13 protein-coding genes are annotated in these 14,772 nt (G+C 71.9%); 11 read left to right on the forward strand and 2 right to left on the reverse strand.

What is annotated here, in order from left to right; translation table 11 throughout:
* The first annotated feature begins 9 nt into the window (after positions 1–9).
* The 8 genes from ruvC to DKT68_RS25300 all read left to right on the forward strand — a co-directional run bounded on the left by ruvC (position 10) and on the right by DKT68_RS25300 (position 9,544).
* Complete coding sequence (gene ruvC / locus DKT68_RS25265; protein WP_109819891.1) at positions 10–537, forward strand: crossover junction endodeoxyribonuclease RuvC; 528 nt, start codon at positions 10–12, stop codon at positions 535–537.
* Positions 534–1,136 carry a Holliday junction branch migration protein RuvA gene (ruvA, locus tag DKT68_RS25270; protein WP_109819880.1) on the forward strand — a complete coding sequence of 201 codons (603 nt, stop codon included), beginning with the start codon at positions 534–536 and terminating at the stop codon, positions 1,134–1,136. The genes ruvC and ruvA overlap by 4 nt, the downstream gene beginning before the upstream one ends.
* Before the next feature lie 106 nt (positions 1,137–1,242).
* Positions 1,243–2,310: a Holliday junction branch migration DNA helicase RuvB gene (ruvB, locus tag DKT68_RS25275; RefSeq protein ID WP_109819881.1), complete on the forward strand. Its 1,068-nt coding sequence runs from the start codon at positions 1,243–1,245 to the stop codon at positions 2,308–2,310.
* Between the two features lie 122 nt (positions 2,311–2,432).
* Complete coding sequence (yajC, locus tag DKT68_RS25280) at positions 2,433–2,789, forward strand: preprotein translocase subunit YajC (protein WP_109819882.1); 357 nt, start codon at positions 2,433–2,435, stop codon at positions 2,787–2,789.
* Between the two features lie 281 nt (positions 2,790–3,070).
* Positions 3,071–4,984 (forward strand): protein translocase subunit SecD, encoded by a 1,914-nt coding sequence (gene secD / locus DKT68_RS25285; protein ID WP_201749182.1) that lies wholly within the window; start codon positions 3,071–3,073, stop codon positions 4,982–4,984.
* 1 nt (position 4,985) lies between these two features.
* On the forward strand, positions 4,986–6,179 hold the full coding sequence (gene secF, locus DKT68_RS25290) for a protein translocase subunit SecF (protein ID WP_109819884.1): 1,194 nt from the start codon (positions 4,986–4,988) through the stop codon (positions 6,177–6,179).
* 106 nt (positions 6,180–6,285) lie between these two features.
* Entirely contained in the window at positions 6,286–6,852 is a 567-nt protein-coding gene (locus tag DKT68_RS25295) for an adenine phosphoribosyltransferase (protein WP_109819885.1), read from the forward strand.
* Between the two features lie 169 nt (positions 6,853–7,021).
* Positions 7,022–9,544, forward strand: coding sequence for a RelA/SpoT family protein (locus DKT68_RS25300; protein WP_109819886.1), 2,523 nt, complete (start codon positions 7,022–7,024; stop codon positions 9,542–9,544).
* Between the two features lie 90 nt (positions 9,545–9,634).
* Here DKT68_RS25300 and DKT68_RS25305 read toward each other — a convergent pair whose 3' ends face one another.
* A complete protein-coding gene (locus DKT68_RS25305) occupies positions 9,635–10,474 on the reverse strand; it encodes a peptidylprolyl isomerase (protein ID WP_109819887.1) in 840 nt (279 codons plus the stop codon).
* 59 nt (positions 10,475–10,533) lie between these two features.
* Complete coding sequence (locus DKT68_RS25310; RefSeq protein WP_109819888.1) at positions 10,534–11,418, reverse strand: peptidylprolyl isomerase; 885 nt, start codon at positions 11,416–11,418, stop codon at positions 10,534–10,536.
* 266 nt (positions 11,419–11,684) lie between these two features.
* Between DKT68_RS25310 and DKT68_RS25315 the strand changes: the two genes are divergently transcribed.
* The 3 genes from DKT68_RS25315 to DKT68_RS25325 all read left to right on the forward strand — a co-directional run.
* A complete protein-coding gene (locus tag DKT68_RS25315) occupies positions 11,685–12,404 on the forward strand; it encodes an MBL fold metallo-hydrolase (RefSeq protein WP_109819889.1) in 720 nt (239 codons plus the stop codon).
* 70 nt (positions 12,405–12,474) lie between these two features.
* Positions 12,475–13,803 carry a histidine--tRNA ligase gene (gene hisS / locus DKT68_RS25320; protein WP_109819890.1) on the forward strand — a complete coding sequence of 443 codons (1,329 nt, stop codon included), beginning with the start codon at positions 12,475–12,477 and terminating at the stop codon, positions 13,801–13,803.
* A 71-nt stretch (positions 13,804–13,874) separates the two neighbouring features.
* Positions 13,875–14,772: acyl-ACP desaturase (locus DKT68_RS25325; protein WP_201749183.1), on the forward strand; the 898-nt coding region annotated here is incomplete at its 3' end.

A 14,772-nucleotide genomic window follows, 5' to 3' on the forward strand; every position in this document is an offset into this window, starting at 1 on the left:
GGGGGCGGCGTGCGGGTTCTCGGTGTCGACCCGGGGCTGACCCGGTGCGGGGTGGGCGTGGTCGAGGGCGTGCCCGGCCGGCCCTGCACCCTGATCGCCTACTACGTGGTCTACACCGACCCCGCCGACGAGCTGCCGCTGCGGCTGCTGCACCTGGACCGGTCGCTGACCGATCTGGTCGCCAAGCACCAGCCCGAGAGTGTCGCCGTCGAGCGGGTGTTCAGCCAGCACAACGTCCGCACCGTCATGGGGACGGCGCAGGCCAGCGGCATCGCCGTCCTGGCCGGCGCCCGCGCCGGCCTGCCGGTGCAGACGTACACCCCGAGCGAGGTGAAGGCGGCGGTGACCGGCTCCGGTCAGGCCGACAAGGCGCAGATCACCGCCATGGTGACCCGGCTGCTGCGGCTGGCCGAGCCGCCGAAGCCGGCCGACGCCGCCGACGCGCTGGCCCTGGCCATCTGCCACGTGTGGCGCGGCGGGACCCGCTCCAAGCTGGCCGCGGCGGCCGACCGGGCACGACGAGGAGGAGCACGATGATCGCCAGCGTGCGCGGCACGGTGACCGCGACGGGTCCGGACCAGGCCGTGATCGAGGTCGGCGGGGTGGGCCTGGCCGTGCACTGCGCTCCCGGGACGCTCGCCGAGCTGCGGGTCGGCCAGAGCGCCCGCCTCGCCACCAGCCTGGTGGTCCGGGAGGACTCGCTCACCCTCTACGGCTTCGCCGACGACGACGCGAAGGCGTTGTTCGAGCTGCTCCAGACCGCCAGCGGGGTCGGCCCGAGGCTGGCGCAGGCCGTGCTGGCCGTGCACACACCGGACGCGGTGCGCAAGGCGATCGCCAACGCCGACACCGCCGCGCTGACCCGGGTGCCCGGGATCGGCAAGAAGGGCGCCGAGCGACTGGTGCTGGAGCTGCGCGACCGGATCGGCCCGGTGCCGATCGGCGCCGACGGCGCGGCCGGCGTCACCGGCGGCGCCTGGCCCGAGCAGGTCCGCCAGGCGCTCATCGGGCTGGGCTGGACGGCCGGTCAGGCAGACCAGGCGGTGGCCGCGGTCGCGGAGACCGTCGACGGCGAGACCCCGCCGGTTCCCGTCCTGCTCCGGCAGGCCATCCGACTGCTGGGCCGCACCCGATGAGCGCGAGGACGCGCGTTCCGGGGCGGCTCGCCCGGGATGCGGCCGAGCCGGAATGCGCGCGTGAGCCGGGTTCGCCGGCCGGGCAGTCGCGAACGAAGAGGGCACTGTGAGCGAGACCGACGGGCTCGTCTCGGCGTACGTCAGTGACGCGGACCGGGACGCGGAGGCCACCGTCCGGCCCAAGCGGTTGGCGGAGTTCATCGCGCAGGACCGGGTCCGCGACCAGCTCGACCTGTTGTTGCAGGGCGCGATGCGGCGCGGCTCGCCGCCGGATCACATCCTGCTGTCCGGCCCGCCCGGGCTGGGCAAGACCAGCCTCGCCAACATCGTCGCCGCCGAGCTGGGCTCGGGCATCCGGGTGACCAGCGGCCCGGCGATCGAGCGCTCCGGCGACCTCGCGGCGATCCTGACCAGCCTCGCCGAGGGCGACGTGCTGTTCATCGACGAGATCCACCGGATCGCCCGGCCGGCCGAGGAGTTGCTCTACAGCGCGATGGAGGACTTCCGGGTCGACGTGGTGGTCGGCAAGGGGCCGGGCGCCACCGCCATCCCGCTGGACGTCGAGCCGTTCACCCTGGTCGGCGCGACCACCCGCTCGGGCCTGCTGACCGGCCCGATGCGGGACCGGTTCGGTTTCGTCGCGCACCTGGACTTCTACGCGCCGGCGGACCTGGAGACGCTGCTGCACCGCTCGGCGCGGATCCTCGGCGTGCCGATCACCGCCGACGGCGCCGCCGAGATCGCCGGCCGGTCCCGGGGCACCCCGCGGATCGCCAACCGGCTGCTGCGCCGGGTGCGCGACTACGCGGAGGTCCGGGCCGACGGCGTGGTCGACCTGGGCACCGCCCGCGCCGCCCTGACGGTGTACGACGTGGACGCGCTCGGCCTGGACCGGTTGGACCGGGCGGTGCTCACCGCGCTGGTCGACTCGTTCCGTGGTGGCCCGGTGGGGCTGTCCACCCTCGCCGTGGCGGTGGGGGAGCAGCCGGACACGGTGGAGGAGGTCTGCGAGCCGTTCCTGGTCCGCGCCGGCCTGCTGGCCCGTACCCCGCGCGGCCGGGTGGCGACCGAGGGGGCTTGGCGGCATCTGGGCCGAACTCCACCGAATGGTACATTTGGGCTGGATGTCCCATCGGCGCCCGATCTGTTCTCGTTGGATGCCGATCAGCCGTGATGTGAACGTGATCTGCACCGCATTCGGTGTTCTCAGGTGCAGGGATTAGACTTCGCCGCGGTCTGTACAGGACGTGAGAATCCGCCTCCGCTCCGGCACCCCACGTGCCGGGCAGGTGGCCAATGGGAAGGTCAGTAACCGTGCATTACGCAGCAGCGGGCGGCGGGGCCGGCAGCTTCACGCCGATCCTGATGATCGCCCTGCTCTTCGGTGTCATGTACTTCATGATGATCCGCCCCCAGCAGAAGCGCCGTCGCGAGGCGGAGTCGATGCAGTCCAACCTCGGCCCCGGCGACGAGGTCGTGACCATCGGCGGGCTCTACGGCACGGTTACCGGCATCGAGGACGACACCGTCCTGCTCGAGGTCGCCCCGGGCGTGCAGACCCGCTACGCACGGCCGGCGATCGCCCGGGTGGTCACCCGCGCGGAGCTGCCGAGCGAGCCGGTCACCGAGGACGCGGACACCGTCAAGGAGTGACCCTCCCTCCCGGGGATGGCCGGTCCGGCGTACGGCCGGTCGGTCGGCCGCCGTGGGGGACCGCGCCCGACGGGGCAGCGGACGTGACGTGAAAACTGGATAGTTGGGCCGACGCCGGGCGTCGGCACGTTCCCGTGACCGTCGGCGTCCCGCGCCGGCGCGTCCGGCCACCGTGCCGGCACCCTCGCCGGCCCAGGTCAGACCCGTCGGCCGGAACCCCCGGCCCGACACCCGCCGCCGCCGCGCGCAGCGGCGCGACCGTACAGGGAGACACGACAGCCGTGGCACCACCTCAGGGACAGATGCGCCCCGGGCGGCAGCTCGCCGTGCTCGGGTTCATCTTCGTCGTCCTTTATCTTTTGGTGTTCTTCTCCGGCGCCAGCGGCAGCCTGAAGGACCGGCTCGAGCCCCGGCTCGGCCTGGACCTCATCGGCGGCACCCGGGTGACGCTGGAGGCGACCAACAGCGTCGACGGCAAGCCCCCGACGGCGGAGAACCTCGAGGAAGCCCGCCAGATCATCGAGAGCCGGGTCAACGCGTTCGGCGTGGCCGAGGCCGAGGTGGTCACCGAGGGCAACCGGAACATCGTCATCTCCCTGCCCGGTGAGAACCGGGATCTCACCGACGTGGGCAGCGCCGCCGAGCTGCGCTTCCGCAAGGTGCTCAAGGCCGCCGACGGCAGCGGGTCGGTCGCCGCGCCGCCGCCGGCCGCCACGCCGGCCCCGTCGGGCAGCGCGTCCCCGGCCCCGTCCGGCAGCGCGTCGCCGAGCCCCTCCGGCAGCGCCGCCCCGAAGGTGACCACGTCGCCCAGCGGCGGGCAGGGCGGGATGGCCCCGGCGCCCAGCGCCAGCGCCACTCCGACCCCCTCGGCATCGGCCTCGCCGAGTGCCGCCGCGCCGTCGCCGAGCGCCAGCGAGGAGCCGGTGCCGGCCAGCATCGAGGAGCAGCGCAAGGCCGTCGAGCAGAAGGTCGGCGCCCCCGCCTGGCAGGCCGCCAGCGGCTTGCAGGCCCCGGCCGACCTGACCGCCGACCCGTCGCTGGCCGAGAAGCTCAAGCCGTTCGGCACGCTGTCGCCGCAGGAGGTCGCGGTGCTGCCGGCGCAGATGCAGTTCAACGTGCCGACGATCGGCTGCGCGCAGCTCGACAAGCGCCCGCCGGCGTCGATCTCCGACCCGAAGCAGCAGGTGGTCTCCTGCGAGGACGGCGCCACCAAGTACCTGCTCGACCAGGCCAAGGTGCTGGGCACCGACGTGGGCGACGCCGACGCGGTGCTCGACCAGACCAACGCCTGGGTCGTCAGCCTGGACTTCACCGGCGACGGCCAGGGCAAGTGGACGGCGCTGACCCGTGAGGCCTTCAACAACGAGGGTCAGGCCTGTGACGCGGCCGCGCTGGGTCAGGACGGCAAGTGCCGGGTGGCCGTCGTGCTGGACAACGAGATCGTCTCCTCGCCGGAGATCCAGGGCGTGCTGACGGGCAACTCCCAGATCACCGGCAACTTCACCCAGAAGGACGCCAGCGCCCTCGCGGGCCAGCTGCGCTACGGCGCGCTGCCGGTGACCTTCGAGCAGCAGGAGGCGCAGAACGTCACCGCCACCCTGGGCGCCAGCCACCTGCGCGCCGGCCTGCTCGCCGCCGGCATCGGCATGCTGCTGGTCATCATCTACGCGTTCTTCTACTACCGGCTGCTCGGCTCGGTCATCTTCCTGAGCCTCATCCTCTCGGCGTTGCTGGTCTTCGGCGCGCTGGTGGTGCTCGGCCGGCAGATCGGCTTCACGCTCACCCTCGCCGGCATCGCCGGCATGATCGTCTCGCTCGGTGTGGCGGCGGACTCGTTCGTCATCTACTTCGAACGACTGAAGGACGAGATCCGGGAGGGGCGCAGCCCGCGCAGCGCGGTGCCCCGCGCCTGGATGCGGGCCCGCCGGACGATCATCTCGGCCAACGCGATCACCCTGCTCTCCGCGGTGGTGCTCTACGTGGTCTCGGTCGGCACGGTCAAGGGCTTCGCGTTCGCCCTCGGCCTGGCCACCGTGCTGGACCTGGTCGTGGTCTTCCTCTTCCGGCACCCGATCATGACGATGTTCGCCCGGACCCGGGCGTTCCTGTCCCCGCGGGTCAGCGGTCTGGGCCGGGCGCTTCCGGCCCGTACCCAGCAGACTCAGCCCCGCAACCCGCGCGCCAAGGAGGCCTGAGATGGCTGAAAACGGTCTGGCGAGCCGCCTCTACAACGGCGAGGCCGGTCTCAACATCGTCGGCCGGCGGAAGCTCTGGTTCGGCGTCGCCGGGGTCCTGATCCTGATCGCGATCCTCAGCTTCGGGCTGCGCGGCTTCAGCCTCGGCATCGAGTTCGCCGGCGGCAACTCGTTCCAGGTGCCGGCCAGCGTCGGCACCCTGGAGGACGCCGAGCGGGAGGTCAACTCGGCCCTCGCCACCGAGAACACCGGCGTCGAGGTGGCCACCGCGCAGAAGGTCGGCGGCCCCGGTGGCGACTCCTACGAGCTGCGTACGCCGCAGCTCGAGGTCGACCAGGCCAACGCGGTCAAGGCCCAGATCGCCGAGGATCTCGGCATCGACATCAACCAGATCAGCAGCAACCAGGTCAGCGAGGCGTGGGGCAGCCAGGTGACCGAGCGGGCCGTGCTCGGTCTGGTCATCTTCATCGCGCTGGTGATGGTCTACCTGATCCTGCGCTTCGAGTGGCGGATGGCGGTCGCCGCCGTCTCCTCGCTGTTCATGAACCTGATCCTCACCGCCGGCATCTACTCGCTGGTCGGCTTCGAGGTCACCCCGTCGACGATCATCGGCTTCCTCACGATCCTGGGCTTCGCGCTCTACGACGTGGTGGTGGTCTTCGACAAGGTGCAGGAGAACACGCGGGGCATCACCGCCAACAACAACCAGACGTACAGCGAGGCGGCCAACCTGGCCGTCAACCAGAGCCTGATGCGGTCGCTGAACACCTCGGTGGTCGCCCTGCTGCCCGTCGGTGGTCTGCTCTTCATCGGCGCCGGGCTGCTCGGCGCCGGCACGCTGAAGGACCTCGGCCTGGTGCTGTTCGTCGGTATGGCGGTGGCGTTCCTGACCTCCATCCTGGTGGCCACGCCCCTGCTGGCGCTGCTCAAGAACTACGACCCGCGGATCCAGGCGCACAACAAGCGGGTGCTGGCCCGCCGCGGTGCGCTGTCCCGTGGCGAGGTGACGCCGAAGGGCGCCCCGAGCCCGGCACAGGCCGACGGGGCCGACGCCGCGATCGACCCGGACGCCGCCGCTCTGGCCGGCGCCGCCCCGAAGGTGGGCGCCCGTCCGGCGGGTAAGCGGCCGACCGGCGCCCGGGGCGGTCGCCCCGGTGGCGGCGGCAACCGGCCGGGTGGCGCCAAGCGGCGCTGACCGGCACCCGGGGCAGACCCGGGAGGAAACGCCCGAACGGCGTCCGGCATGCTGTGCGAGCAGCATCGCCGGACGCCGTCGTCGTTGGAAGGGAAGCGGAACAGCCGTGACGGAGACCCACAGCAGCACCGCGCGCGGGGACAGCGGCCCGGAGGTCGCCCGGTTGGTGGCCAGCCGGGTGCTGGACGTGCCCGACTTCCCCAAGCCCGGCGTCCTGTTCAAGGATCTGATGCCGCTTTTCGCCGACGGGAAGGTCTTCCGCGAGGTGATCGACGGGATCGTCGCGTACCACGGGCGGGACGGCTTCGACGTCGTGGTCGGCATCGAGGCGCGCGGCTTCGTCGTCGCGGCGGCCCTCGCGTACGCGGCCGGGGTGGGCGTGGTGCCGGTGCGCAAGGCCGGCAAGCTGCCCCGCCCGGCGCACTCGGTCTCCTACGAGCTGGAGTACGGCGAGGCCACCCTCGAGGTGCACGAGGACGCGTTCACCGCCGGGCACCGGGTGCTGGTGGTCGACGACGTGCTGGCCACCGGTGGCACCGCCGAGGCGACGCTGGACCTGGTCGAGCGGGCCGGTGGAACCGTCACCGGCTTCACCGTGCTGCTGGAGCTGGGCTTCCTCGGCGCCCGCCAGCGGCTGGCCCCGCGTCCCGTGCATGCCCTGCTGACCGTTTGAGTCCCGGCCCTTCGGACGGACCCGGCGCCGACCGTCCGGCGGAGCGGCAGGGGACCGTCCGTGCGGGTAGCATTGCCCTTTGCTGACGCCGGCGGTACGCCGTCCGGCGGCGCGAGACCAGGCCGGCCGAGGGACGGCCGGTGTGTTCCGGCGAGCGGTGAGGAGGCCGGTGTCCCACGATGTCGTCCCTCCGGCGGAGGGCACGGTGCACCCGACAGGCGACGCTGACGGCTCGGTGACCGACCGGACCGGCGACGCGCCGGCCCGGGTGACGGGCGCCGGCAACGGCTCCGACAGGGCTCCTGCCGAGGGCGCGGTGGGTTCGACCGCCGCCGCCTCGCCCGCCGAGGCGGCCCCCGGCGCCGACGGGGTCGTGGTCCCGTTCCCGACCGACGCCGGTCTCGATTCGACGCCGGGCGGCGGGTTCGGGCTGTCCAACGCGCCCACCGGCCGGCGGGTCCGGGCCCGGTTGGCCCGCTTCAACGCGCCCTGGCAGACCTCGCAGGTCAGTGAGGTGCTGGAGCCGCTCATCGCGAGTCACCGGGAAAACCACCCGAAGGCCGACGCGCGGTTGCTCCAACGCGCCTTCGACACGGCCGCACGGTGGCACTCCGGGCAGTACCGCAAGTCCGGGGACCCGTACATCACCCACCCGCTCGCGGTGGCCACCATCCTGGGCAACCTGGGTATGGACACCACCACCCTGGTCGCCGCCCTGCTGCACGACACCATCGAGGACACCGAGTACACGCTCGACCAGATGCGCGCCGACTTCGGCGGCGAGGTCGCCCTGCTGGTCGACGGCGTCACCAAGCTGGACAAGGTCAAGCTTGGTGACGCGGCCAAGGCCGAGACGATCCGCAAGATGGTCGTGGCGATGGCCAAGGACCCGCGGGTGCTGGTGATCAAGCTGGCCGACCGGCTGCACAACATGCGCACCCTGACCTTCCTGCCCCGCCCCAAGCAGGAGCAGAAGGCCAAGGAGACGCTGGAGATCCTGGCCCCGCTGGCCCACCGGCTGGGTATGAACACGATCAAGTGGGAGCTGGAGGATCTCGCCTTCGGCACGCTGTTCCCGAAGCGGTACGAGGAGATCAACCGGCTGATCGGGGAGCACCAGCCGCAGCGTGAGGCACTGCTGCGGCAGGTGACGCAGAAGGTGCAGGCGGACCTCAAGGCCGCCAAGATCAAGGCGGAGACGACCGGCCGGCCGAAGCACCTCTACTCGATCTACCAGAAGATGATCGTGCGGGGTCGCGACTTCAACGACATCTACGACCTGGTCGGTGTGCGGATCCTGGTCGACACCGTGCGGGACTGCTACGCGGCGCTGGGCGTGATCCACGCCAACTGGCAGCCGGTGCCGGGCCGTTTCAAGGACTACATCGCGATGCCCAAGTTCAACATGTACCAGTCGTTGCACACGACGGTCATCGGGCCCACGGGCAAGCCGGTGGAGATGCAGATCCGCACCTACGCGATGCACCGCACCGCGGAGTTCGGCATCGCCGCGCACTGGAAGTACAAGGAGCACAAGGGCACCCAGATCGTCGGCCCGCCGGCGCACATCGACGAGATGACCTGGCTGCGGCAGCTGCTGGACTGGCAGCGGGAGGCGGCCGACCCGAGCGAGTTCCTGGACGCGCTGCGCTTCGACCTGTCCAGCCAGGAGGTGTACGTCTTCACCCCGAAGGGTGACGTCATCCCGCTGCCGACCGGGTCGACGCCGGTGGACTTCGCGTACGCGGTGCACACCGAGGTCGGTCACAAGTGCATCGGCGCGCGGGTCAACGGCAAGCTGGTGCCGCTGGAGTCGACGCTGTCCAACGGCGACGTGATCGAGATCTTCACGTCGAAGTCCGAGACGGCCGGCCCCACGCAGGACTGGCTGGGCTTCGTCAAGAGCCCCCGCGCCCGCACCAAGATCCGCCAGTACTTCAACAAGGAGCGGCGCGAGGAGGCGATCGAGGCCGGCAAGGACGCGATCGTCAAGGCGATGCGCAAGCAGGGCATGCCGTTGCAGCGGATGCTCACGTCCGACGCGCTGATGTCGATCGCCCGCGACCTGCACCTGGCAGACGTGGCCTCGCTCTACGCGGCGGTCGGCGACAGCCAGGTCTCCGCGCAGTCGGTGGTGCAGAAGCTGATGGCCGCGTACGGCGGCGAGGAGGGCGCGGCGGAGGACATCGCCGAGACCGCCGTCGCCACCCGGCCGCCCCGCAGCCGGCAGAGCAGCAGCGACCCCGGCGTGGTGGTCCGCGGCGTCAGCGACGTCTGGATCAAGCTGGCCCGCTGCTGCACCCCGGTTCCACCGGACTCGGTCTTCGGCTTCGTCACCCGCTCCGGCGGGGTCAGCGTGCACCGCGACGACTGCGCCAACGCCGAGGACCTGCGGGCGCAGAGCGAGCGCGTGGTCGAGGTGAGCTGGAAGCTCACCTCCGCCTCGACGTTCCTCGTGGCCATCCAGGTGGAGGCCCTCGACCGGCACAAGCTGCTGGCCGACGTCACCCGGGTGCTCTCCGACGAGCGGGTCAACATCCTGTCCGCCACCGTCACCACCACCCGCGACCGGGTGGCCGTGAGCCGGTTCAGCTTCGAGATGGCCGACCCGAAGCACCTGGGCCACCTGCTGGCCACGGTCCGCAAGGTGGACGGCGTCTTCGACGCCTACCGGGTCACCTCCGGCGCCTGATCCCGCCCCGCCCGGCGTACTCCGCCGGGGCCTGACACACGGAAGCGCCCGCCGGTTCAGCCGGCGGGCGCTTCGTCGTGTTGTCGGTCGTCAGCCCTGCGGGTTGCCCATCGTGAGGTCGTTGATGACGACCTCCTTCTTCGGGTGGCCGCCACCCGCCTGCTGGGCGAACGCCCCGTCGTCGCCGGCCTTGGCCACGTCCTTGACGATGTCCAGGCCGCCGGTGACGGTGCCGAGCACCGTGTACGTGGCGTCCAGCGGCGAGTCGCCGTAGACGATGAAGAACTGGCTGCCGGTGCTGCCGGGCTGGCCCGAGTTGGCCATCGCGATGACGCCCTCCGGGTACGGCGGACGCTTGTCGGTGGGCAGGTTCTCCTCGGGCAGCTTGTACGCCGGGCCGCCGGTGCCGTCGGTGTCCCGCCAGCCCTTGCCGGTGGCGCTCGGGTCACCGCACTGCAGCACCTTGATGCCTTCGGTCACCAGGCGGTGGCACTTGGTGTTGTCGAAGAAGTTCTTCTCCGCGAGGTAGGTGAAGCTGCCGGCGGTGCACGGCACCAGCGACCGGTCGACCTTGGCCGTGATCGGGCCGAGGTTCGTGGTGATCGTCATGGTCTGCACACCGGTGGCGGACTGCTCGTTGCCCGGCAGCCCGACGTCCTTGATCTGCGGGCTCCGCTGGTCGGCGGGCAGCTGGTTGTAGACGCACTCGGACGCGCCGGGCGCCTGGGCGGCGGTCTCGGGCTTGTCGTCGTCGCCGCCGAGGCTCATCGCGAGCCAGACGGTGCCGGCGACCACGAGCACCAGCGCGGCGGCCGCGCCGATGATCGCCTGCGTCTGCCGGCGCTTGCGGGCCCTGGCCGTGCGCTCGGCCATCTCCTTCTCGAGTCGGGCGCGTGCCGCCGCGCGCTGCCGCTCTCTGGTGGACGTCACGCCTGGATCCTCCTGGCTGTCTGCTTCGGGTGCCGCTCGGGTGGGGTGGGGCGGTCGGGTCAGCCGGCGCTCGGGCTGCTGGCCGGGGCGCCGGAGGCCGACGGCGACGGTGCCGCGGCGGTGACGGGCTCACCAACGGTGAGGCTCTGGATCACCACGTCGGTCTTGGGCTTGACCTTGGCCCCCGTCCCATTGTCCACGGTCGGCAGGGCACCGATCTTCTCCACCACGTCCAGCCCGCCGGTCACCCGGCCGATCACCGGGTACTTCGGGTCGGTGGTGGTGAGGTCCTTGAAGAAGATCAGGAACTGGCTGCCGTTGCTGCCCGGCGGGTTGGAGATCATCGCCACGGTCCCCTTCGGGTACGTGGGCGGCTGGCCGGGCGCCGGGGTGGCCGACGGCGAGGCCGACGGCACGGTCGGCACGTCCTCGTCGTAGAACGAGTAGGTCGGCCCGCCGAGGCCGGTGCCACTGGGGTCGCCGCAGCGCAGCGCGCCGTCGGCGGTGATCTCGTGGCACTTGGTGTTGTCGTAGAACGACCGGCTCGCCAGGTGGCTGATGCTCGCCGCGGCGCACGGGGAGTTGGTCAGGTTCAGTTCGACGGTGATCGGCGCGCCCTGGTTGGTGGTCACGGTCATCGCCCGGGTGCCGTCGGTGGGCAGGCCCTTGGTCTCCGGCGTGCCGGCGTCCTTGAGGTTGGTGTTGGCCGTCGCGTCCTGCGGCGTCCAGAGGCAGGTGTCCTCGGCGGCCGTGTTCTGCTTCGGGTCGGAGTCGAACGCCCCGAGCGCCCAGGCCGAGCCGGCCACGATCAGCGCGAGGACCAGGACGGCGCCGACGCCGGCCTGGATCTGCCGACGGCGCCGCACGGTGGCGGCCCGACGGGCCAACTGCCGGTCGAGCTTGGCCCGCGCCAGTTTGCGCTGCCGGTCCCTGCTGGAAGCCACCCGTGCTCCCCTTCCTCTGCCTTGTCGTCGCCGGCGGCCGGGCGTCCCGGCCCGTCCGGGCGTCACGTGTGCCGCGCCACACGCCCGCCAGAGTGTACGGCTAGCGACTGGGAATGTGGTGTACGAGGTCCACCCCGCCGTCAGCAGCCCTTATCGGGCGATGTCACTGTGCCCGGCGGGGCGGGAGGGACGGACGCGGCAAAGTCCCTCGCCCCGCCGGTTAGGCTGCTGGGCAGGACGACAGCTCGACGGAAGGACAAGCGCCCGTGCTCGTGGCCGGCTTTCCCGCGGACGCCTTCGGCACCAACTGCTACGTGGTGGCCACCGCGCCGGGGGAGCAGTGCGTGGTGGTCGACCCCGGCATCGGGGTGCTCGACCAGCTCGACGCCCTGCTCGCCGAGCACCGCCTGCATCCGGCCGCCGTGCTGCTCACCCACGGCCACCTCGACCACACCTTCTCGGTCGCGCCGGTCTGCGGCGCCCGCGGCATCACCGCGTACGTCCACCCCGGCGACCGGGAGATGCTGGCCGACCCGTCCAAGGGCCTCTCGACCGACCTGAGGTCGCTCTTCGGCGGCCGGCTGACCTACACCGAGCCGGAGGACGTGGCGGAGCTGACCGACGGCGCCACCCTCACGCTGGCCGGCCTGGAGATCGCCGTCGACCATGCCCCGGGCCATACCGGCGGGTCGGTGCTGTTCCGGCTGCCCGGCGCCGGCTCGGGCTGGGAGGCCGACGAGCTGTGCCTCTCCGGCGACGTGCTCTTCGCCGGGTCGATCGGCCGCACCGACCTGCCCGGCGGCAGCATGCCGGCGATGCTCACCAGCCTGCGCGACAAGATCCTCCCGCTGGCCGACGACACCGTCGTGCTGCCCGGCCACGGCCCCAGCACCACCATCGGCCGCGAGCGCGCCAGCAACCCGTACCTGATCGAGGTGGCGCAGGCCGGCGGCAGTCGGCCTGCCGCGCCCACCCGGGGCCTCTAGATCTCCTCCGCGCCGCGCGCGGACCCACGACAGCACCGCGCCGCGACGCGGGACCGCAAGGAGTACTGCGATGAGCAAGCCCACGCCCATCTCCGGCTTCCCGGAGTGGACCCCCGGCCAGCGGATGATCGAGCAGTTCGTGCTCGACCGGATCCGGGCCACCTTCGAGCTGTACGGCTTCGCCCCGCTGGAGACCCGCGCGGTGGAGCCCCTCGACCAGCTGCTGCGCAAGGGTGAGACCTCGAAGGAGGTCTACGTGATCCGGCGGTTGCACGCCGACGCCGAGGGCGCGGGCGGCGACGACCAGCTCGGCCTGCACTTCGACCTCACCGTGCCGTTCGCCCGGTATGTGCTGGAGAACGCCGGCAAGTTGGCCTTTCCCTTCCGCCGCTACCAGATCCAGAAGGTGTGGCGGGGGGAGCGGCCGCAGGAGGGGCGCTACCGGGAGTTCGTCCAGGCCGACATCGACATCGTCGACCGGGACACCCTGGCACCGCACCACGAGGCGGAGATGCCGCTGGTGATCGGGGACGCGCTGCGCGCGCTGCCGATCCCGCCGGTGACGATCCAGGTCAACAACCGCAAGATCTGCGAGGGCTTCTACCGGGGCATCGGGCTGACCGACCCGGAGGCGGCGCTGCGCGCGGTGGACAAGCTCGACAAGATCGGCCCGGTGAAGGTGGCCGAGCTGCTGGCGCAGACGGCCGGCGCGAGCGAGGCGCAGGCCAAGGCGTGCCTGGCGCTGGCCGAGATCTCCGCGCCGGACGCCTCGTTCGCCGACGCCGTGCGGGCGCTCGGGGTCGACGACCCGCTGCTCAGCGAGGGCATCGAGGAGCTGGTCCGGGTGGTGGAGACCGCGGCCGAGCACTCGCCGGGTCTCTGCGTGGCGGACCTGCGCATCGCCCGCGGGCTGGACTACTACACCGGCACGGTCTACGAGACCCAGCTGCGCGGCTACGAGCGGTTCGGCTCGATCTGCTCCGGCGGCCGGTACGACAACCTGGCCAGCGCCGGCGCCACCTCGTACCCCGGGGTGGGCATCTCGATCGGCGTGACCCGGCTGCTCGGCCTGCTCTTCGGCGCGGGCGAGCTGTCGGTCTCCCGCGAGGTGCCGACCGCCGTGCTGGTCGCGGTGACCAGCGAGGAGCGGCGTACCGCCAGCAACCGGGTGGCCGAGGCGCTGCGGCGGCGCGGCGTGCCGACCGAGGTGTCGCCGAGCGCGGCGAAGTTCGGCAAGCAGATCCGCTACGCCGAGCGGCGCGGCATCCCGTACGTCTGGTTCCCGGGCGCCGACGGCGCGGCGGACGAGGTGAAGGACATCCGCTCGGGCGAGCAGGTCACGGCCAGCGCGGGGGAGTGGATGCCGCCCCGCCAGGACCTGAAGCCGGCGGTCGGATGAGTGTCACGACTGGCGCGTACGGCCGCGGGGACCTACGGTAGCGTAAGTTACGCCACCGTAGGGAGTTTCTCGTGACCGTGAGCACCACACTGAGTCAGACCGCACTGCTTGTCGAGCTGGAGCCGGTGGTCGCGCGCAACCTCGACCGCCACCTCTCGCTCGCCAAGGAGTGGTTCCCGCACGAGTACGTGCCGTGGAGCGAGGGGCGTACCTTCGACGGGCCGCTCGGCGGCGAGGCGTGGTCGCCGACCGACTCCACCATCCCCGACGTGGCCCGCACGGCGCTGATCGTCAACCTGCTGACCGAGGACAATCTGCCCTCGTACCACCACGAGATCGCCACCCTGTTCGGCCGGGACGGCGCGTGGGGCACCTGGGTGCACCGGTGGACCGCGGAGGAGGGCCGGCACGGCACGGCGATCCGCGACTACCTGACGGTGAGCCGGGCGGTCGACCCGGTGGCGCTGGAGCGCGCCCGGATGACGCACATGTCCGCCGGCTACGTCAACGTGCACGACGACGAGGTGCTGCACTCACTGGCGTACGTCTCGTTCCAGGAGCTGGCCACCCGGATCTCGCACCGCAACACCGGCAGGGCCACCGGCGACCCCACCTGCGAGGCGCTGCTGGCCCGGGTGGCCGCCGACGAGAACCTGCACATGGTCTTCTACCGCAACCTGCTCGCCGCCGCGTTCGAGCTGGCCCCGAGCCAGGCCATGCGGGCCGTCGCCGACGTGGTGGCCGACTTCCAGATGCCGGGCAACGGCATCGACGGTTTCGCCCGCAAGTCGGTGGCGATCGCCCTGGCCGGCATCTACGACCTGCGCCAGCACCGTGACGAGGTGCTGATGCCGGTGCTGCGCCAGTGGGACGTGTTCAACGTGACCGGCCTGAACGCCGACGGCGAGGCCGCCCGCGAGCAGCTCGCCACCCAACTCGACACCCTGGAGATGTATCTTATACACATCT

This window comes from Micromonospora acroterricola, from assembly GCF_003172955.1.
GTDB classification, from domain to species: domain Bacteria; phylum Actinomycetota; class Actinomycetes; order Mycobacteriales; family Micromonosporaceae; genus Micromonospora; species Micromonospora acroterricola.